Origin of the sequence: Streptacidiphilus sp. MAP5-3, assembly GCF_041262505.1 — a bacterium.
In the GTDB taxonomy this organism is placed as follows: domain Bacteria; phylum Actinomycetota; class Actinomycetes; order Streptomycetales; family Streptomycetaceae; genus Streptacidiphilus.
Genome location: NZ_JBGCCL010000009.1, coordinates 100,775 through 119,969 on the forward strand (window position 1 = coordinate 100,775; position 19,195 = coordinate 119,969).

Sequence of the window (19,195 nt, forward strand, 5' to 3'; positions counted from 1 at the left end):
TGCCCATGCGGGCAGTGCCTCCGACCCCGTGTCAACACCCGCTCAGGAGAGCGTCCAGCGCAGGGCGTCGATCCTCGCCACTGCGGCGTCGAACTCCCTGTGGGCCAGGCGGTCGTCGGTCAGCGCCTTCGCCAGGTTGTCGACGACGGTCAGGCCCGCCGCCACGGTGCGCGAGCACTCGAGGATCAGGTCCATCCCGGCTTGGGCGGCCGAGACCGCGTTCTGCGGCTCGGTCCCGAAGGGGGAGAGCGCTCCGGCGTTGATCGCGTCGGTGACCGTCACGCCGCCGAAGCCGAGTCGTCCGCGCAGTTCGCCCTTGACGATCCGTTCGGACAGGCCCGCCGGGCGGTCCGGGTCCAGGTGGGTGTACGTCGCCCAGGAGACCATGACGAGCCGGACCCCGGCGTCGATGGCGGGCGGGTAGGGGTACTCGTCGATGCTGCGCAGCTCGGAGCGGGAGGCGGTCAGGGTGACCGGGCCCAGGTCGGTGTTCTGCTCCTTGGTGGCGCTGCCCAGACCGGGGAAGTGCTTGGCGGTGGCCGCGACGCCGTGCGCCTGCTGGGCGCGGATGAACGCCGCGCCGCAGCGTGCCGCGACCCTGGGGTCGGAGCTGTAGGAGCGCTGGAACTCGTCGTCGAAGTCGCCGGGAGTGCGGAAGACGTCCAGGACGGGTGCCAGGTTGACGTTGACACCGGCGCCGCGCAGCAGCTCCCCGGCCTGGCGGCCCGCGTCGGCGGCTGCGGCCGACGGGTTCGCGGACTCGCCGATCTGTTTCTGCGACAGCGTGGGCCCGCCCGGAAGCCGCCGTACCTCGCCGCCCTCCTGGTCGGTCATGACCAGCAGCGGGGAGCGCACCGGGCTCTGGCGGCGCGCCTCCTTCATCTCGGTGACCGCGGCGGTGATCTGAGCGAGGCTGGTGACGTTGTCGCCGAAGAGGATGACACCTCCGGCGAGTCCCTGCACGATCAGGTCGAGCAGGGACTGCGGCACGGCCGCGCCCGGGTACGAGAAGACGACGCGCTGTGCGGCCTGCTGGCGCGGCGTCAGGCGGGTGAGCGCGCCCCGCGCAGCCGGACGCGACGCGGCGGACGCCGGTCCGGCGGACGCGAGCCCCGCCGCAGCGGCAGCCAGTCCGGCACCGGCGAGCAGCGCGCCGCGTCGGGACAGCGATCTGGCGGCTTCGGTCATCGCACACCTCCACAGGAATCACAGGGATCACAGGAATCACAGAAACTCGAGGGGACCCTCCCCGGGTGTATCAGCCGCGCTTATATGCCCGGAGTAGGACGCGCACGAAACACGGCGAACCCCACCGGCTGGCCCCAACGCTTCTGGGCTGCGGTCTTCCTGTCAGGTCGTCAGGCGCCGCTCGGCAACCGTTGCCCGCCTCGGTCCCCGCCCCCGCCCCCGTCCCCGCCCCCGTCCCCGCGTCGGTCCCTCGTCGGTCGCCTCGTCACCCGGACGGACGCGGGAGGACGGGGCCCGGAGCGGGGATCCTTCCGCTGCCGCGCGCGGGACTTCGTGTACAAGCGCGGCGATACGTCCGGTGTGGTGGAGGACGCCCGAAGTGTCGGCGTGTCAGGTCCGTGATGGCATGGGTGACAAGGGTGACAAGGGTGGCCTGGGTCGCGGGAAGGGAGGTGGCGGGTGGGTCGGTGGTGGCAGGCGCGTGGCGATGGCGCGGCAGACGGCTCGGGCGACGGCCCGGGCGGGGACGCGGATGCGGCCGAGCGCCGTCGCGCGGGCGGACGGCGCGCGCACGGGCAGCCGCCCGCCGTGCGTCGGCCCCGGCAGCCGACCCTGGGACACCGGCAACGGACGGTGGTGGGCCAGACCTCCCGACGTGCGTCGGGGGTGCCGCTCTTCCTGCAGACCGCAGCCGGGTGGGCGTGGCGGCTGCTGGTGCTGGGAGTCGTGGCGTACGCGGCGTACCTGCTGCTGACGCGGTTCCAGTCGGTCGCGGTGGCGGTGTTCCTCGGGCTGGTGATCACAGCGGTGCTGCGTCCCCTCGCCGACCGCCTCGGCGCGTGGATGCCGCGTGCTGCGGCCGTGCTGGGCTCGTACCTGCTGTGCGGGCTGCTGGTGGCAGGTCTGCTGACCGCGACCGGGTTCCTGGTCTCGGACGAGTCGTCGCAGGTCGCGGCGCAGTTCGACACCGGCATCACCCGTCTGGAGCACTGGCTCGAGGCCGCGCCCTTCCACGTGCACCCCAGCGCGCTGACCGGTCTTCAGCACAAGGTCTCCAGCTGGGTCAGCTCCCACCGCGGCAGTCTGCTGGCGAGCGCGGTCAGCGGTGCGAGCCAGGCCGTCGAGGTGGTCACGGTCACCGCCCTGGGACTGTTCTGCTCGGTGTTCTTCGTGCACTCGGGGGAGCGGATGTGGGCGTTCGGCGAGGGGCAGCTCGCGCCCGCGCGGCGGGACGGCTGGCAGCGGGCGGGCCGGGCGGCCTGGCAGACGCTGTCCGGCTACATCCGCGGCATCATCCTGGTGTCCGCGACCAACGCGATCATGGTCGGCATCGCGCTGTTCGTGCTGCGCGTGCCCCTGGCCCTCCCGCTGTCCTTGCTGGAGTTCGCCGCGACCTTCGTCCCCCTGATCGGGTCGCCCGTCGCGCTCGCCGTGGCCAGCGCCGTCGCCCTGGCCACCCGGGGCCCGGTCACGGCCGTCATCGTTCTCGCGCTGATCGTGGTGATCGGCCAGATCGAAGGGCATCTGCTGCACCCGCTGATCATGAGCTGGGCCGTCCGGCTGCACCCGGTCGTGGTGGCCATCTCGGTCGTCGCGGGGGCCATCGCGCAGGGGATTATCGGGGCTGTCGTCGCAGTCCCCATCGTCTCGGTGGTCTGGGCCGTCACCCAGGCCCTGCGAGAACCCGGCGGAGCCGCGTCCGAATGACGGATCACCTGCCAGGTCCCTCGACGGACCGCTTGCCGGATCGTTTCGTCACAGCAGCTGGCACGGCGCGCTCGACGGAGGACGATGGGGTGGGGAAGTGAGGCCGGGTGCCGGTAGGAGTGTCCGGCGGTCTGGAGGTGGCCGGATGGGTGTCGAGCACGATGCCGGCCCGGGAGGCCCGGCAAGCCCGGGAGGCTCGGGAGGGGGCCAGGGCCGAGGCCCGGCAGGGGGCCCCGGCGAGTCGCTGCTGGAGCCCGGCGGCCTGCTCGACGTCCTGAGCGTGGCCGCCGTCGTGCTGGACGACGAGGGCCGGATCGTGCTGTGGAGCCCACAGGCCGAACAACTGTACGGATACCCGGCCGCCGAGGCCCTCGGTCGGTCCGCCCTCCAGATCCTGGTCGACGAGCCGAACCAGGAGGAGGTCGCGTCGCTGTTCGCGCAGGTGATGAGCGGTGGGGGCGCCTGGGCGGGAGCCTTCCCGGTCCGGCGCAAGGACGGCTCCACGCTGCTGGCGGAATTCCGCAACATGCGGCTGGAGGACGAGCAGGGCCGCCACTACGCGCTGGGCCTGGCCTCGGACCGGTCCACGCTGCGGCACCTGGAGCGGGGGCTGGCGCTGTCGATGCGGCTGGTGGAGCAGTCCCCGATCGGCCTGGCGGTGGTCGACACCGACCTGCGGTACGTGCTGGTCAACCCGGCGCTGGAGCGGATCAACGGCCTGTCCGCCGCCGAGACGCTGGGCCGGACCGTCCGCGAGTCGCTGCCGTTCGTGGACACCGACGTGATCGAGTCCGCGATGCGCGAGGTCCTCGCCACCGGCACCCCGATCCTGGACCGGTTCACCACGGGCCGGACCCCCGCCGACGACAGCGAGCACGCCTGGTCGGCGTCCTACTACCGGCTGGAGGACACCGCGGGGTACGTCATCGGCGTCGCGGTGACGGTCGTGGACGTCACCAACCAGCACCGCACCGCCGCCGCCGCGTCCGCGGCCCGCCGCAGGCTGACGGTGCTCGCCGACGCCTCCGAGCGGATCGGCACCACCCTGGACCTGGACCAGACCGCGCGCGAGCTCGCCGACGTCCTCGTGCCGGAGTTCGCCGACATCGCCGCCGTCGACGTGCTCGACTCCGTCCTGACCGACATCCCGACCTCCACGGCGACCGGCAGGACGGGGGAGACCCCGTCCGTCTTCCGGGCCCTGGCCATCAAGGCGGCCAGTCCCACCCCGGCCACCCTGGCCGCCGACCCCGTCGGCGGGATCGCCCGGTACGACGCGACCCGCCTGGTCAGTCGCTGTGCCCGCACCGGACGTCCAGTCCTGCTGGCCCACGTCACCGACCGGGACCTGCCGCGCATCGCCCGCGACCAGGACGCGGTGGGCCTGCTGAAGCAGGCAGGCGTCCACTCCTACCTCGCGGTCCCGCTGCGCGCCCGGGGCCAGGTCCTCGGCGCGCTCGACCTCAAGCGCACCCACAACCCGGAGCCGTTCACCGAGGACGACTGCGTGCTCGCCACCGAACTCGCCGCCCGGGCGGCCGTCGCCATCGACAACGCCCGCTGGTACCAGCGTCAGCGCCACGCGGCGCTCACGCTCCAGCGGCACCTGCTGCCGGGTCGGCCCCCGCCCTCGCCGGGGCTGGAGGTGGCCTACCGCTACCAGCCCGCCTCCATCGCCGGTGAGGTCGGCGGTGACTGGTTCGACGTCATCCCGCTCACCGGGGGCCGCACCGCGCTGGTGGTCGGCGACGTCATGGGCAGCGGCATCAACGCCGCCGCCACCATGGGCCAACTCCGCACCGCTGCACGCACGCTGGCGGGCCTGGAGCTGGATCCCGCCGCCGTGCTCACCCACCTCGACCGCACCGTCTCCGGGCTGGACGAGACCATCGCCACCTGCGTCTACGCCGTCTACGACCCGCACCGGTCCAGCTGCACGATGGCCACCGCCGGACACCTGCCCCCGGTCCACACCCGCGTCGGACACCCACCGCGGCTGCTCGAACTCCCCACGGGGACACCGCTGGGCGCCGGCGTCCCGGCCTTCCACGACGTCCGGGTCAAGCTGGGCGTCGGGGACGAACTGCTTCTGTACACCGACGGGTTGGTGGAGACCCGCGACCACGACATCGACACCCGGCTGCGCGCCCTCACCGACCTCCTCGACCGGCCCCACCCCTCCCTGGAGGAGACCTGCGACCTGCTCCTCAGCGCCCTCGCCCACCACGGCGGCCACGACGACGTCGCCCTCCTGCTGGCCCGCACCCGCCCGCTCCCGTCGCCGGGGCCCAGCCGCTGACTGCCCGAAGGTCTGCCCGCACGGACGGGACACACCCTTGACCGTTCGGGGACAATGAGGGGATGTCACCCCGCGGTCTGCGGAGGAAGAGAGTGGTTGCGATGCGCCGGTCGGCACCTGACGAGACCCACGCGCAGGGATCGGCCCGCGCGCCGAGGCGCGCCCCGGCGCCGCAGTCGACCTCTGAGTCGTCCCTGTTGGCCCTGCACGGCAGCGCGGGCAACGCGGCTGTCACCGCGGTGATCCAGCGCATGGAGGCGCAGGGCGGCGGCAAGCGCAGGAGGACCGGCTCGCCCGAGGAGCAGGGGCCCGCGAAGCACGTCCGGGAGGCCGGGTCGTCGTCCGAGGAGCTCTCGTCGTCGGAGGAAGAGACCAGCGAACCGCTCTCGGGGGAGGTCGTCGCCGCGATGGACCGCCAGCAGGCCAAGACGGTCGAACTGCTGGAGGGCATGGACAACGACGGCTATTTCGGGCCCCGGCGGGACATGCTCGAGGACCGGCTGGCGATCATCTCCCTGGTGCGGAACCTGCTTCCCCTGCGGTCCGTCAGGACCGCGCACGAGGCCGTCCGGCTGGTCAACACGAAGCCCGACAGCCCGGCCAGGAAGAGTTACCTGAAGCTGCTCCAGGATCAGCTCGACTACCTGGAGGACGATTTCCCCTCGGACGGTCCGCCGACCGCACAGACCCTCCAGGGCATGTGGTCCGAGCTCGTGCCCGCCTTCGGCACCGCGGGCGCGCAGGTGGGCGAGGACGGCTGTGAGGACCGGGCCCACGCGATCTGCCGGGCGATCGCGGCACACCACCCGGCAATGGCCGCCCACCACCTCGCCAAGCAGTGGGCCACATCCTCGGGCACCCGGCTGCACGCGGACCACCAGTGGAACCACCACGTCGCGGCCTCGGTGACGACCGCGAGCGGGGTCCTGGTCATCGACCCGGTCTTCTCCCGCACCGGTCCGATCCCGCTGAACCAGTGGATCGCCCACGTGCAGGTCGACCCGGCGCACGTCCACGAGGTCGCCTGGGGCTTCCTCGGGCGCCCGGGCGCGGACCACCGGCCGGACGCCCACAGCGCGGTGGAGTACGTGGGGTCCTGACCTGCGGCCGGTGCGCACGGAGTGTTGACCGGCCCGGCCCCCCCGGCCCCGCCCCCCGCCCCCCGGCCACCGGCCCCCGGACGCCGGACGCCCGTGGGCAGCGGCTACCGTGCCGGGTACGGTGCACCGGCCCTGGAAGGAACCAACGAGATCATGCGCGTCAGCGTCACCCCGGAGACCGGCGAGGTTCTGCCCGGCGAGGTTCCGACCGACCAGGTCCTGACCGACCGGCGCGGGCACGTCGGACTGATCGTCCTCAACCGGCCGAAGGCGATCAACGCCCTCACCCACGGCATGGTCCGGCAGATCGCCGCCGCGCTCGACGCATGGGAGCACGACGACAGCGTCGCGACCGTCGTCATTGCCGGCGCGGGGGAGCGGGGACTGTGCGCGGGTGGCGACATCGTCGCCATCCACCGGGCCGCGACCAGCGGTGACCCGCGCGCCGCCGAGGACTTCTGGCGCGACGAGTACCACCTGAACGCCCGGATCGCCCGCTACCCCAAGCCCTACGTCGCGCTGATGGACGGCATCGTGATGGGCGGCGGTGTCGGGGTCTCCGCGCACGGCGGCGTCCGGATCGTCACCGAGCGGACCCGGCTGGCCATGCCGGAGACCGCCATCGGCTTCGTCCCCGACGTCGGCGGCACCTACCTGCTCTCGCGCGCGCCCGGTGAGCTCGGCACCCATCTGGCGCTCACGGCGGACTCGGTCGGCGCCGGGGACGCGCTGCTGTGCGGGCTCGCCGACCACTTCGTCCCCGCCGACCGGCTGGCCGCGCTGCTGGACGACCTGGCCGTGCTGGACGTCCCCGCCGCGCTCGCCCGGCACACGGCCGACGCCCCGGTCGCGGTGCTCGCCGAGCACCGCGGCTGGATCGACGACTGCTACGGTGCGCCGACGGCGGAGGCGATCGTCGAGCGGCTGCTGGCCGTCGGTGTCGTGGAGGCGAAGGAGACGGCCGAGCGGATCACCGCCAAGTCGCCCACGGCCGTCAAGGTCACCCTGGCGTCCGTGCGCCGGGCACGGGAGCTCGGGACGCTGGAGGACGTGCTCGCGCAGGAGTACCGCGTCTCCTGCGCGGCGCTGCGCAACCCGGACGTCGCCGAGGGCATCCGCGCCCAGGTGATCGACAAGGACCGTACTCCGCACTGGCAGCCCGCCGCACTGCAGGACGTCGACGCCGCCACCGTCGAACGGCACTTCGCCCCGCTCGGCGATCGGGAACTCTGAGCCGGGCGAGGGCTCCCAGGGTCCTCGGAACCCTCGGGAGGCGGTTCCTCGGAACCCTCGGGCGGCCGCTCGCCACGGGCCCTCGGAGGGTCAGGAGAACATGAGAGTGGCACCCACCGACGTGGACTGGGCGGGCAGCGGAATGGTCGCCGAGTGGGTGGCCGGGTCGTACGTCCAGCCGGTCAGCGGGCGGCCGTCCAGCATCACCCGGGTGGGCGCGGCGGCGAGGCCGGAGACCCGCACGGTGTAGCGGCGGGTGGTCACCACCCCGGGGTAACTTCCCTGCCGTGGGGCGATGGTGACGGTGGTGGTGGCCCCGTGGGTGGCTGTGGCCAGCCTGGTGGTGGTGTACTCGCCGTGCTGGTAGCCGTGCCCCTGGCCGGCGTCCTCGTAGAGGCTGAAGGAACCGCTGCCGCCGGCCGCGACGTTCAGGGTGACCTGGTCGAGTGGATGTTGGGCGTTGTTGTCCACGTAGTCGGTGCGCTGCGGCAGGATCGCGCCGGACTTGAGGAAGACCGGCATGGTGTCCAGTCCGGTGGCGATCTGCGCGGTGGTTCCGCCCTGGTAGGTCTGACCGGTGAAGTAGTCGGTCCAGGAGGATCCCGGCGGGAACCACACGGTGGTGGTGGCCTGGCCGGCCGCGTCGTCCGCGGTGGTGACCGGGGCGACCAGCACGCCGTCGCCGTAGAGGTACTGGTCGGGGTGGGTGTACGCGGCGGGCTGGGCGGGATAGTCGAGGTACATCGCGCGCACCATCGGCAGCCCGGTCTGCACGGACTGCTCGGCCAGCGAGTAGGTGTAGGGGACGAGTGCCTCGCGCAGCCGCAGGAACTTCTCCGCGGAGGCCTCGGCGGCGCTGCCGTACTCCCAGGGCAGTCGGTCGCCGTGGTCGGAGTGCAGCCGCAGCACCGGCTGGAAGGCGCCGAGTTGGACCCAGCGGGCGTAGAGGTCGTCCGGGTCGTGGCCACCGTGGAAGCTGCCGATGTCGTCGGAGACGTACGGCAGCCCGATCGCCGCTCCCTCGTCAGCGGTGAACTCTGCCTCGAAGGCCAGCATGTTCCAGGTGGCGTAGGTGTCACCGGTGAACTGAAGGGTGTAGCGGTGCTCTGCCCAGGGGCCGGTGGGCAGCGGCGTCGAGCCGGAGTAGCCGGACGCGGTCAGCGAACTGCCCATCCGGGAGAAGGCGTAGCCGCGTTGGCCGCGGGCGTCGCCGTCGGCGGCGTACTGGTCGTTGATCCAGGTGTCCGGGGTGACGCCGGGGGTGCTGACCCCACTGTTGTCGCAGCACCAGTCCAGCCACCACTCGTCCACGCCCTGCTGCTCGAAGGGCTGGTGGAGCGCGAAGTAGGCCTTGAGCTGGTCGGCGTCGGACCAGTCGAAGGTGCAGGTGCCGCCGGAGCAGGCGAGCTTGCCCTTGGCGATCGCCTGCGCCTCGGCGTACTGCGGGTCGGAGGTGCTGATGCTGGGGTGGATGTTCATGGCCACCGTCAGGCCCTGGCCGTGCGCCCAGTTGAGGAAGGCCTGGGGGTCGGAGAAGAGGGCGGGGTTCCAGTTCCACCCGTCCCACTGGTTTGGGGACTTCCAGTCGGTGTCCACCACCAGGTTGTCGATCGGAGTGCTGTGTGCGCGGAAGGCGGGGAGTAGCGAGTTCTGGTAGTCGGCGGTGGTGTAGGGGTAGTAGCGGGAGAACCAGACGCCGAATGCCGACTCCGGAAGCATCACGTCCGGTCCGGTGAGGGAGCGCAGATCGCGCAGGGCCTGCTGGTAGTCGAGTCCGTAGCCGAAGAAGTAGCCGTCCTGGTACGGGAGTCCGCCGTGCGAGGGGCGCGGCGTGACCGTGTCGGTCGCCTGGTCGAAGAGCGCGGTGGTGGAGTCGTCGAGGAGGTACCAGCCATTGCGGGAGAGCAGGCCGGGGGCGAGCGGCGAGGAGCCCGACTGGCCGTCGAGCGCGCGCCGGTAGCCGCCGAGCACGGCGGACGGCTGGGTCGGGCCCGGCGGCGGATAGGCCGCGCCGACCGGGGTGGCGGCCAGGCTGTCGATATTGACCTTTCCGGAGTCGCCCGCGGCCTCGGCGATGGTCACCGTGTTGTCGCCGGCCGCGAGGTGCACGGTGACCTGGGCGGTGGCCCAGGTGTTCCAGTCCGCGGTGGGCGGCAGGCTGAAGCGCGCCTGCGCCGCCGCGCCGACCTCGGCGGTGAGCGTGCGGGTGGTGGTCTGGCCGTCACTGCCCTGGTTGTTGGCGTAGCGCATGGCCAGCGAGTAGTCACCGGCGGCCGGGACGCCGGTGATCCGGTAGCTGACCGAGGCCCCTGTTCCCTCGATGCCCGCCACGAAACCGCCGCCGGTATAGCCGGTGTGGTCGTCCGCCACGGTGGCGCCTCCGGCCAGCAGTCCGTCCTCCGCCTCGCACAGCACCCCGAAGGCGCAGTCCGGCGCGGTCTGGCCGAACAGCGGGTGGGCGGTGGCCTCCTGGTCCCCGACGCGCAGCCGGACCGCGGTGTTGTCCTGGGTGAAGGGGCCGCTCCCCTCCTTGTAGGAGAGGGTCTCCGCGGAGGTCGCGAGGTAGCGGTAGCCGTCCTTGGTCCAGGTCCGGTACGGGGTCGGTGGCTGGTCGCGGTTGACGACGTTGAAGGTGGTGCCGTCCTGGAAGTCGTTGTCGCCCGCATACTCCAGGCGGATCAGGGTCGGGCTGAGTACCTCGAACCGGGCGTGGCCGTCCACGACCGCGCGCGGTGCGGACGTTGCGCTCCCCACGGCCTGGGCGGCCTGGGCAGCCTGGGCAGCCTGGGCCGAGGCGGCGAGAAGCGCGAGTACGGCCGCGGAGGCCGTGAACGGCAGGCGCTTTCCGTGGATGCGAGATTTGTGCACGATCGTTTCCTTCAAGGTCACATCGTCGGCGACGGAAGAGATCACCCGGTGGCGCCCTGGCGGCCCAGGCTCAGGAGCGCGAAGATCCCGCCGACCACCGGCCTGGCCTGGAAACCGTTCTGCTGGTCGGAGATGGTGTCGTACCAGTCGGTGAACGGCACCCGCGAAGGGGAGGTGTCGACGAAGTCGTAGAGCGCGCCGATGAGGTAGTCCTTCACCGGGTAGTCGCGCAGCCATGCCGCGGTCCACATCTCCCAGTCGGCCTTGGTGTAGGAGTGCCGGATGTCGAGCGGTATCCCGTACTGGTTGCTCTGGCTCAGGTACCAGGCCGCCTCCTGACGGGCCACCGACTCCGGAATGAGCCCGAGGCCGAGCAGTGCGTCCGGGTAGCCGTTGTACTTCAGGCTCCAGGTGCCCGGCTGGTCGTAGGCGAGCTTGAGGTGGGCGGCGTTCGGGTCCTGGGCCTTGGTCGCCCACTGGCCGATGTACGAGGTGGCGGTGGCCCGGTAGCTCGTCGCGTCCGCCGACTTGCCGGCCGCCTTGGAGACCTGGGCCATGGCGCCGATCGCCAGGATCCCCTTGAGGGCGAGGTTGACGCTGTGGCCGATGAAGCCGGTGAAGTCGTCGGTCTGGTTCTGGTAGCCCGGGTCAAGGGCGTTGGCGACCAGGTAGTCCGCCCACTGCTTGAGGATCGTGTAGTGGGTGGTGGCGAAGGACGAGGCAGTGGCGGCGTCGACCCGGCCCAGGTAGGCCGCGGTCATGATGAGCATGTTCGCCGACTCCTCGACCGGCATGTCCTCCTCGTTGCCGTCGTTGTGCCCGTCGGCGTTCGGGTAGTGGGACCCGAGGTCGTGTTCGGCGAAGGTCTTCGGCCAGCCGCCGTGCTCGGGGTACTCCAGGAGCGGGGCCAGCAGCAGGCCCAGGTACTGCGGGTCGAGGTAGCAGAACACCGGCAGCGCCGGGTAGGTGACGTCGACGGTGGAGACATTGCCGTCGCTGGAGATCTCCTTCAGGAAGGCCCAGGGCGTGCCGTTCCGGCTGACCAGCTCCGTGCCGGCATAGGCCTGACGCAGTGCCAGCGCGCAGAGCGCGGCGTACTGGTGGCCGCCGACCACGGTGGCCTCATTGCGGATCTTCCCGTCCAGAGCGGCGGTGCGATCCTGCGCCGCGGCCAGGTCCGAGTGGAAGTAGCCCACCATGTCCTGCCAGGTGGACCAGTAGGAGCGCCACAGCGGGGGCAACGGGGTGCCGAGGTAGCTGACGGCGGGCTCGCGCACATGGCCGAGGGAGAGCGCGGCGCTCGCGGGGGTCGCGCCCACGGTTCCCAGATCGAAGGTGAAGGCGAAGACCGGCCAGTTGTCGTTGATGGCGCGAGGCTGGTTGGTGTCGGAGGTGTCGCCCAGCTTGCCGTTGGCCAGCACCGCGCCCCGGACGGCGGTGTCCGCGCCGATCTGCCAGGTCAGGCCGGACTGGTTGGCAGCGCTGAAGACCACGGTGCCCCAGGTGGCCATGTCGCCGTTCTCGGCCAGGGGTTGGGGGGTGGCCGGGGTGCAGGAGAGCGAGGTGACAGCCGTTCCGCCCGGTCCCCGAACCTGGTTCTGAGCCCACCCGATCTGGGTGCCGGTGTCGTTGTGGACCCACTCGCCGGAGATGTCGAAGTACAGCGAGACCCGGTGGCCGGCACCGTCGGTGCTGCGCACCGCCGCGGTGACGTAGGACAGCGGCATCGACTGCCGGCGCAGGTCGCCGGGCTCGACCGGGGAGAGGAAGGTCAACGTGAGCTCCACCCCGGCCGCCGCGAAGACGTACTGCGAGCGGGTGGCGGTCAGCGTCAGGTTCTGCTGCACCATGCCGCGCGGTCCCAGGCCGGCGACGTTGGGGGAGCCCAGGAAGAGGAAGGGAGTGCCGTCGACGAGGGCGATGCCGACCATCGCGGTGGTGTGCCCGGTCCAGAAGGAGGGCCAGGCGCCGCTGGTGTTGCCCGACGTGAGCCAGGTGTTGAGGTACGGGGAGCGGGTGGCCAGCGGCACGGCCGGCGGCCTGACCGGGTCGAAGCCCGGGAGTTGCGCACGCGAACCGTCTCCGCCCGCTGCCGGAACCGCTGCCCCGATCGCGGCTGCGGCTGCGGCGGGTTGGGCGACGCCCGGCAGCAGAACCGCGGCGCTGACCCCGAGCCCGGCCGCGCCCGTCCAGCGGAACAGTCCGCGGCGGCTGACGCCGCCCTCGGTCTGATCCCCGGGAGTCGGATCAGTGTGGTTGGTCATGGCTTCCTCCAGGACTGCGGGTGGGACAGGACTGTGGACAGCTCGGAAGTGACGGGCGTCGAAAACGGGCGGCTCGGCCGACCCAGCGCGCTGATCCTCAGTCAGTTGGCTTGCTGCGTAGAGCCACTGACGGATACTCGGCCCCTGGGTCCGACGGGGAACGGTTCGCCACCCGGTGGGCGCTGCGGTCACAACGTTGGAAATGGAGCATCGGAATGACAGCACGCCCCGGGTGCTCTGTCCACCCCTCGCGTCGCAGTGGAGCTCGCCGAACCCCTCCGAACCCCCGTTCCTGACCCGGGCGTTGTCTGTGGGATCAGGTGACGTGCGGTCAACTCAAGGCGTTTACCTGCGAGGTTATGTCTGGCCCGATGTCATTCCCGCCAATGACACCCAAAGTTGGCGGCGGCCGTGAGGCCGGTGGACGGTTCCTCACGTCGGACCGGCGTCGACCAGAAGCGGTGCCCAAGCCTTGACAGTCCTGGTTCCCATCCCCGAGTGTCCTCTACATCGTTGGAATTGCGGGCGGCGACCGGGCCGTGCCGCTTCCCGTACCCACCCTGCTCCTCCCGCAGCCCCACAACGGACGAGGATGTGATCGGCACATGAACGCCGTCCCGCGCCCCACCAGAGCCGCCATCGCCGCGGCGTTGACCGCCGGCCTCTGCCTGATCGCCACTGCCTGCACCAACGCAGGCTCGTCGACCGCGAGTTCAGGTTCAGGTGCGACCGTCAACAACACCGCCAACGCCCAGCAGACGGTCGCCGCCACGGGATCGGCAGGCCCCGCCTGCACCTACCAGAACTACGGCGGCAGCGGCGTGCCGAAGCTGACCATCGGCAAGGGCACGAAGATCGGCTTCTCGCAGTCGGAGTCCACCACCAACCCGTTCCGGGCCACCGAGACCGACAGCATCGTGGCCGAGGCCGGCAAGCTCGGCGTCACCCTGCTGCAGACCAACGCGAACGCCGACGTCAATGCGCAGAACTCGCAGATCGAATCGCTGATCGCACAAGGTGCGCAGGCGCTGATCGTGGCCCCGGAGAACTCCGACGGGCTCGCCCCCGCGCTCGCCGAGGCTCAGTCCAAGAAGATCCCGGTGCTCACCATCGACCGCACGGCCGGCACCGCCTGCTCCAACGTCATCTCGTTCATCGGCTCGGACTTCAGCGGGCAGGCGAGGGCTGCCGCTGACGACCTCGCCACGGCCACCGGCAGTACGGCCCAGATCGCCGTCCTGACCGGCACCCCGGGCAACAACGTCGCCACCGACCGCACCAGCGGCTTCACCGACGAGCTCAAGAAGTACCCCAACATGAAGGTGGTCGCGCAGCAGACCGGCCAGTTCGCGGAGACGACCGGACAGCAGGTCATGGCGCAGCTGTTGCAGGCCCATCCGGGCATCAGCGCGGTCTACGCGGAGAACGACGAGATGGCGCTCGGCGCGATCCAGGCGATCAAAGCGGCCGGGAAGGTCCCCGGCAAGGACATAAAGATCGTCTCCATCGACGGAATTCAGCAGGCCGTCCAGGACGTCTCCGACGGCACCATGGCCGCCGACATCGAGACAAACCCGCGGTTCGGGCCGCTCGCCTTCCAGTCGCTGCAGAACTTCTACAGCAGCACCGGGGTCCCGGCGAACGTGATCATCAAGGACCAGCACTTCGACAACGCCTCCCTGGCCAGGACGGCGCTGTCCAGCGGCAACGTCTACTGACCCGCCGTCACAAGGAGGAGGAACCGTGGTCCAGCAGGACCCCGCCGCCCGCAGCGACCGCGTGCTCGAGGTCGTCGGGGTGAGCAAGAGCTTCGCCGGGGTACACGCCCTGCGCGGGGTGGACTTCGAGCTGCGCCCCGGCGAGGTGCACGCGCTGATCGGCGAGAACGGCGCCGGGAAGTCCACCCTGATCAAGGTGGTCACCGGCGTCTACCGTCCGGACGCCGGCCGGATCCGGTTCTCGGGCGAGGAACGGCACTTCGGCAACCCGCTGGAGGCGCAGGCGGCCGGACTCTCCACGATCTACCAGGAGGTCAACCTCGTCCCGCTGATGTCGGTGGCTCGCAACCTCTACCTGGGACGCGAGCCGCGCCGCTTCGGCCTGGTCGACGTGCGCCGGATGAACCGGGAGGCCGCCGAGACACTGGCCCGCTACGGCGTCGAGGTGGACGTCACCCGGCCGCTGCGCACGCTCGGCCTGGGCGCCCAGCAGATGGTGGCGCTGGCCCGTGCGGTGCAGATCGAGGCCCGGGTCGTCATCATGGACGAGCCGACCTCCTCGCTGGAGCCGCGCGAGGTGGCGACGCTGTTCTCGGTCATCCGCGAGCTCAAGCGGCAGTCGATCGCGGTGGTCTACGTCAGCCACCGGCTGGACGAGCTCTATGAGATCTGCGACCGGGTCACGGTGATGCGGGACGGCGAGATCGTGCACACCGGCGAGATGGCCCGACTGGAGCGGCTCAGGCTGATCTCGCTGATGCTGGGCCGCGAGATGTCCTCCGTCCGGGACAAGGGCAGTACCGCCTTCGACACCGCCCGCCACCGGCAGCGCGAGGGCGTCCCGGCGCTACGCGCCCAAGGCCTGGCGGTCCGGCACCGCCTGCACGACGTCTCGCTGGAGATCCACCCCGGCGAGGTGGTCGGACTCGGCGGTCTGCTCGGCGCCGGACGCAGCGAGACCGCCAAGGCCGTGGTCGGCGCGCTGCCGACGGAGGCGGGAACCGTGGAGGTGGCCGGACGCCCTCTGCGTCGGCGCAGTCCGGCCGCCGCCATCCGGGCCGGGGTGGTGATGCTTCCCGAAGACCGCAAGGTGGAGGGCATCATCCCCAACCTCTCGGTGCGCGAGAACATTTCGCTGGCCGCGCTGCCCCGGCTGTCGCGGGCCTGCCTGGTCTCCCGGACCAGGCAGGACGAGATCGTCGACTTCTTCATACAGCGGCTGCGGATCAAGACCTCGGGACCGGACCAGAAGGTCAGCGACCTCTCCGGCGGCAACCAGCAGAAGGTGATGCTCGCGCGCTGGCTGTGCCTCAACCCCGAGGTACTGCTGCTGGACGAGCCGACCCGGGGCATCGACGTCGGTGCCAAGGCCGAAGTTCAGGCGCTGATCGACGAGTTGGCCCGGGACGGACTGGCGGTGCTGCTGATCTCCTCCGATCTGGAGGAGCTGATCGAGGGCGCCAACCGGGTCGTCGTCCTCAAGGACGGGCGGGTGGTCGGCGAGTTGGAGGGCGAGGGGGTCAGCGAACAACGCCTGCTCGACGCGCTGGCCACCGCGCCTTCCCACCCAGAGGACGCCGAGTACGCCGAGTACGCAGCTCCCGAGCACGAGGAGCAGCCGGGGCCCGAGGAGCAGTCAGGGCCCGAGGGTCACAAGGACCGCAAGGAGCACCGGGAATGAGCAGCATCACTTGGGGCGGCGCGGCCCTGGACCGCGCCCGGACACGCCATCTGCTCCAGGAATACGGCGTCTACGCCGCGCTGGTCCTGCTCTTCGCGGTCGCCGTGGTGCTGAACACCTCCTTCCTCAGCATCGGCAACATTCGCGCCCAACTGCTCCAGGTGACCCCGGTGCTGGTCGTCGCGCTGGGGATGGCCCTGGTGATCGGCACCGAGGGCATCGACCTCTCGGTCGGCGCGGTGATCGCGCTGGCGGCCGCGGTCGCCCCGCTCTACCTCGGCTACGGCTTCGTCGGCATGCTGGCGGTCGTCCTGCTCGTGGGAGCGGTCTCGGGTGCGCTGGGCGGCGCGATGGTGGCCTTCGTCCGGGTCCAACCGATCGTGGCCACCCTGTCCCTGATGATCGGTCTGCGCGGACTTGCCAACATCATCAACGGCAACTCGGGCAAGCCGGTCACCGACGGCGCGGTGGCCACCCTCGGGATCGGGAACTTTCTCGGCGTCCCGGTGATGACCTGGGTCGCTGCGGGCTGTGTCGCCCTGGTCGCGCTGCTGGTGCGGCGGACCACCTTCGGCCGGCAGCTGGTCGCGATCGGGGACAACCGGCAGGCCAGCCGACTGGCCGGGCTCCCGGTGCGCAGGGTGCTGGTCACGGTCTACGTCATCTCGGGTGTGCTGGCCGCGCTCGCCGGGCTGATGCTGGTCGGCTACTCCGCGGAGTCCGATCCCTCGACCGTGGGCCTCAACTACGAGTTGAGCGCGATCACCGCGGTCGTGGTCGGCGGCACCCCGCTCACCGGCGGCCGGGTGCGCGTCCTGGGGACGGTGGCCGGGGCGCTCTTCATGCAGCTGATCGCGGCCGTACTGCAGCAGCACAACGTCTATCAGTCCTACCAGCAGATCATCGAGGCGGTCATCATCTGCTTCGCCGTGTACGCCGCCCAGGAGCGTGGTACCCGATGAGTCCCACCGCCCTGCAGCCCACCGCGCTGCCGCCCGAGCCCTCACCCGCGCCCGGGCCCGGGCCCGCTCCGACACCGCTGAGCGAGCAACTCGCCTACCAGCTCCAGCGCAGGGGGGCGCCGGCCGTCCTCGTGCTGGTCGCCGCGATCGCTTCGATCACCTCCTCCGCCTTTCCGACCTGGGGCAATATCAGCACCATTCTGGTCGGCAACAACTTCGTGTGGTTGCTCGCGCTGGGCATGACCTTCGTCATCATCACCGGCGGAATCGACCTCTCGGTCGGCTCGATGTACGCGCTCGGCGGAGTACTCGGTGCCTACGGCGCTCAGCACGGCGGCAGCGCCCTGGCGATCGTCCTTCCGCTCGTCGTCGGTGCGGCCTGGGGCGGGGTGCAGGGGCTGCTGGTGGCCCGCGCGCGGATGGCACCGTTCATCGTCACCCTGGCCGGACTGCTCGGTGCACGCGGCCTGATGCAGGCGCTGAGCAACGAGGGCGCCACCACCTATATCGTGCCGAAGAACTCGTTCTTCGCGAGCTTGGGCGCGGGCACCTGGGTGCCCTTGGTCATTCTCGCGGTGTTCTTCGCCCTGGGCGCGCTGCTGCTGGCCCGGACCCGCTTCGGCGCGACACTCACCGCCATGGGAGGGAACGAGAACGCCGCCGTGCTGATGGGCCTCCCGGTGGTCCGCGCCAAGGTGCTGGTCTACCTGCTCTCCGGCACCCTGGCGGCGGCGGCCGGAGCACTCGGCGCCGCCCGGCTCCAGTCCGGGGTGACCACCATCGGCGTGGGCTACGAACTCACCGCGATCGCCTCGGTGGTCATCGGCGGTACCCTGCTCACCGGCGGCAGCGGTTCCGTCGGCGGCACGCTCAGCGGCGTCCTGCTGCTGGGCGTCATACACAATCTGATCGACAGTCACTTCTCCCAGTACGGCTCGGCGTTCACCGATACCGTCAACGGCGGGTTCCTCGCCGCGGTGGTGCTGTTGCAGACCCTGCTCAGCCGGACCCAGCAACTGCCCTGACCGGGTGGTCGGAAAAAGAGGAACACAGCGCCGTGGGCGTCAGCCTCAAGGACGTGGCGCAGCGCGCCGGCGTCTCAGTCAAGACCGTGTCCAATGTCGTCAACGACTATCCACACATCCGCCCGGAGACCCGCAGCCGGGTACAGCAGGCCATCGAGGAGCTGGGCTACCGGCCCAATCTGACGGCCCGTCATCTCCGCAAGGGGCGCACCGGAATCATCACGCTGGCCGTCCCCGAGCTGGCCAATCCCTACTTCGCCGATCTGGCCGGAGCCGTGATCGACGCGGCCGCACAGCACGACCACACGGTGCTTCTCGACCACACCGCCGGCCTGCGTGAGAAGGAGGTGCTGGTCTCCCGGGGCTTCCGCTCGCACATCATCGACGGGCTGATCCTGAGCCCGATCCAGCTGGAGAACGAGGACCTGCTGGACCGTCAGGAGGGTCCTCCGCTGGTGCTGCTGGGCGAACGGGAGTACACCGCCCCTTACGACCATGTCGCCATCGACAACGTGGAGGCCGCGCGCGTCGCGGTCCGGCACCTGCTGGACCTCGGCAGGCGCCGGATCGCCTTCCTCGGGGCCCGGCACGAGAGCGCGCGCCAGCCGGCCCATCTGCGGCTGCGCGGCTGGCGCGAGGAGATCAGGGCGGCCGGCGGCGCCCCGCGGGAGTCGATGGTGGTGGCGACCGAGGGCTACGACCGCCGGGACGGCGCCGCCGCGATATCCGAACTGCTCGCACGCGGAGAGCTGCCGGATGCGCTCTTCTGCTACAACGATCTGATCGCGCTGGGCGCGATGCGGGTGCTGTCCGAACACGGCCTGCGGGTGCCGGAGGACATCGCGGTGGTCGGCTTCGACGATATCGAGGAGGGCCGCTACGCAGCGGTGTCACTGACCACGGTCGCGCCGGACAAGACCGCGATCGCGCGGTTCGCGGTGGACCGACTGGTCGAGCGGATCACTGCGGGCAAGGACGCGGAGTCGTGGCACTCGCGCCGATTCGTGCCGAGCCATCGATTGGTGGTGCGGGAGTCCACGACCGGCCGCGGGGGCGGCCCGCCCGCCACCGGGGGCCCGACCCAGGGGCGCGGCGATGTCGTGGCCGGGCGCGCAGTTCCCCCCGCTGCCACGTGAGCACGGTCGTCCGC

12 protein-coding genes are annotated in these 19,195 nt (G+C 71.2%); 9 read left to right on the top strand and 3 right to left on the bottom strand.

Annotated features, from left to right (window positions below; translation table 11 throughout):
* Positions 1-42: 42 nt before the first annotated feature.
* Positions 43-1,188 (bottom strand): glycoside hydrolase family 3 N-terminal domain-containing protein, encoded by a 1,146-nt coding sequence (locus ABH928_RS16380; RefSeq protein ID WP_370066857.1) that lies wholly within the window; start codon positions 1,186-1,188, stop codon positions 43-45.
* A 459-nt stretch (positions 1,189-1,647) separates the two neighbouring features.
* Between ABH928_RS16380 and ABH928_RS16385 the strand changes: the two genes are divergently transcribed.
* The 4 genes from ABH928_RS16385 to ABH928_RS16400 all read left to right on the top strand — a co-directional run bounded on the left by ABH928_RS16385 (position 1,648) and on the right by ABH928_RS16400 (position 7,527).
* The gene (locus ABH928_RS16385) at positions 1,648-2,895 is read left to right on the top strand and encodes an AI-2E family transporter (protein WP_370066858.1); all 1,248 of its coding nucleotides are present in this window, start codon (positions 1,648-1,650) and stop codon (positions 2,893-2,895) included.
* Positions 2,896-3,040: 145 nt separating this feature from the next.
* The gene (locus tag ABH928_RS16390; protein WP_370066860.1) at positions 3,041-5,194 is read left to right on the top strand and encodes a SpoIIE family protein phosphatase; all 2,154 of its coding nucleotides are present in this window, start codon (positions 3,041-3,043) and stop codon (positions 5,192-5,194) included.
* 101 nt (positions 5,195-5,295) lie between these two features.
* Positions 5,296-6,294, top strand: a complete 999-nt coding sequence (locus tag ABH928_RS16395; RefSeq protein WP_370066862.1) for a protein-glutamine glutaminase family protein — start codon at positions 5,296-5,298, stop codon at positions 6,292-6,294.
* A 153-nt stretch (positions 6,295-6,447) separates the two neighbouring features.
* A complete protein-coding gene (locus ABH928_RS16400) occupies positions 6,448-7,527 on the top strand; it encodes an enoyl-CoA hydratase/isomerase family protein (protein WP_370066864.1) in 1,080 nt (359 codons plus the stop codon).
* Between the two features lie 90 nt (positions 7,528-7,617).
* On the opposite strand, the gene ABH928_RS16405 is transcribed toward ABH928_RS16400, so the two are convergent.
* Both ABH928_RS16405 and ABH928_RS16410 read right to left on the bottom strand, forming a co-directional pair.
* The gene (locus ABH928_RS16405; protein ID WP_370066866.1) at positions 7,618-10,395 is read right to left on the bottom strand and encodes a TIM-barrel domain-containing protein; all 2,778 of its coding nucleotides are present in this window, start codon (positions 10,393-10,395) and stop codon (positions 7,618-7,620) included.
* Between the two features lie 41 nt (positions 10,396-10,436).
* On the bottom strand, positions 10,437-12,659 hold the full coding sequence (locus ABH928_RS16410; RefSeq protein ID WP_370066868.1) for a DUF5127 domain-containing protein: 2,223 nt from the start codon (positions 12,657-12,659) through the stop codon (positions 10,437-10,439).
* 605 nt (positions 12,660-13,264) lie between these two features.
* Between ABH928_RS16410 and ABH928_RS16415 the strand changes: the two genes are divergently transcribed.
* The 5 genes from ABH928_RS16415 to ABH928_RS16435 are packed head-to-tail and all read left to right on the top strand — an operon-like array spanning position 13,265 to position 19,181.
* Entirely contained in the window at positions 13,265-14,377 is a 1,113-nt protein-coding gene (locus ABH928_RS16415) for an ABC transporter substrate-binding protein (protein ID WP_370066870.1), read from the top strand.
* Positions 14,378-14,402: 25 nt separating this feature from the next.
* The gene (locus tag ABH928_RS16420) at positions 14,403-16,058 is read left to right on the top strand and encodes a sugar ABC transporter ATP-binding protein (RefSeq protein ID WP_370066872.1); all 1,656 of its coding nucleotides are present in this window, start codon (positions 14,403-14,405) and stop codon (positions 16,056-16,058) included.
* Positions 16,055-17,020, top strand: coding sequence for an ABC transporter permease (locus tag ABH928_RS16425; RefSeq protein ID WP_370066874.1), 966 nt, complete (start codon positions 16,055-16,057; stop codon positions 17,018-17,020). The genes ABH928_RS16420 and ABH928_RS16425 overlap by 4 nt, the downstream gene beginning before the upstream one ends.
* Positions 17,017-18,045, top strand: coding sequence for an ABC transporter permease (locus ABH928_RS16430; protein WP_370066876.1), 1,029 nt, complete (start codon positions 17,017-17,019; stop codon positions 18,043-18,045). Before ABH928_RS16425 ends, ABH928_RS16430 begins: the two co-directional genes overlap by 4 nt.
* 32 nt (positions 18,046-18,077) lie before the next feature.
* Positions 18,078-19,181, top strand: a complete 1,104-nt coding sequence (locus ABH928_RS16435) for a LacI family DNA-binding transcriptional regulator (RefSeq protein WP_370066878.1) — start codon at positions 18,078-18,080, stop codon at positions 19,179-19,181.
* Positions 19,182-19,195 lie beyond the last annotated feature (14 nt).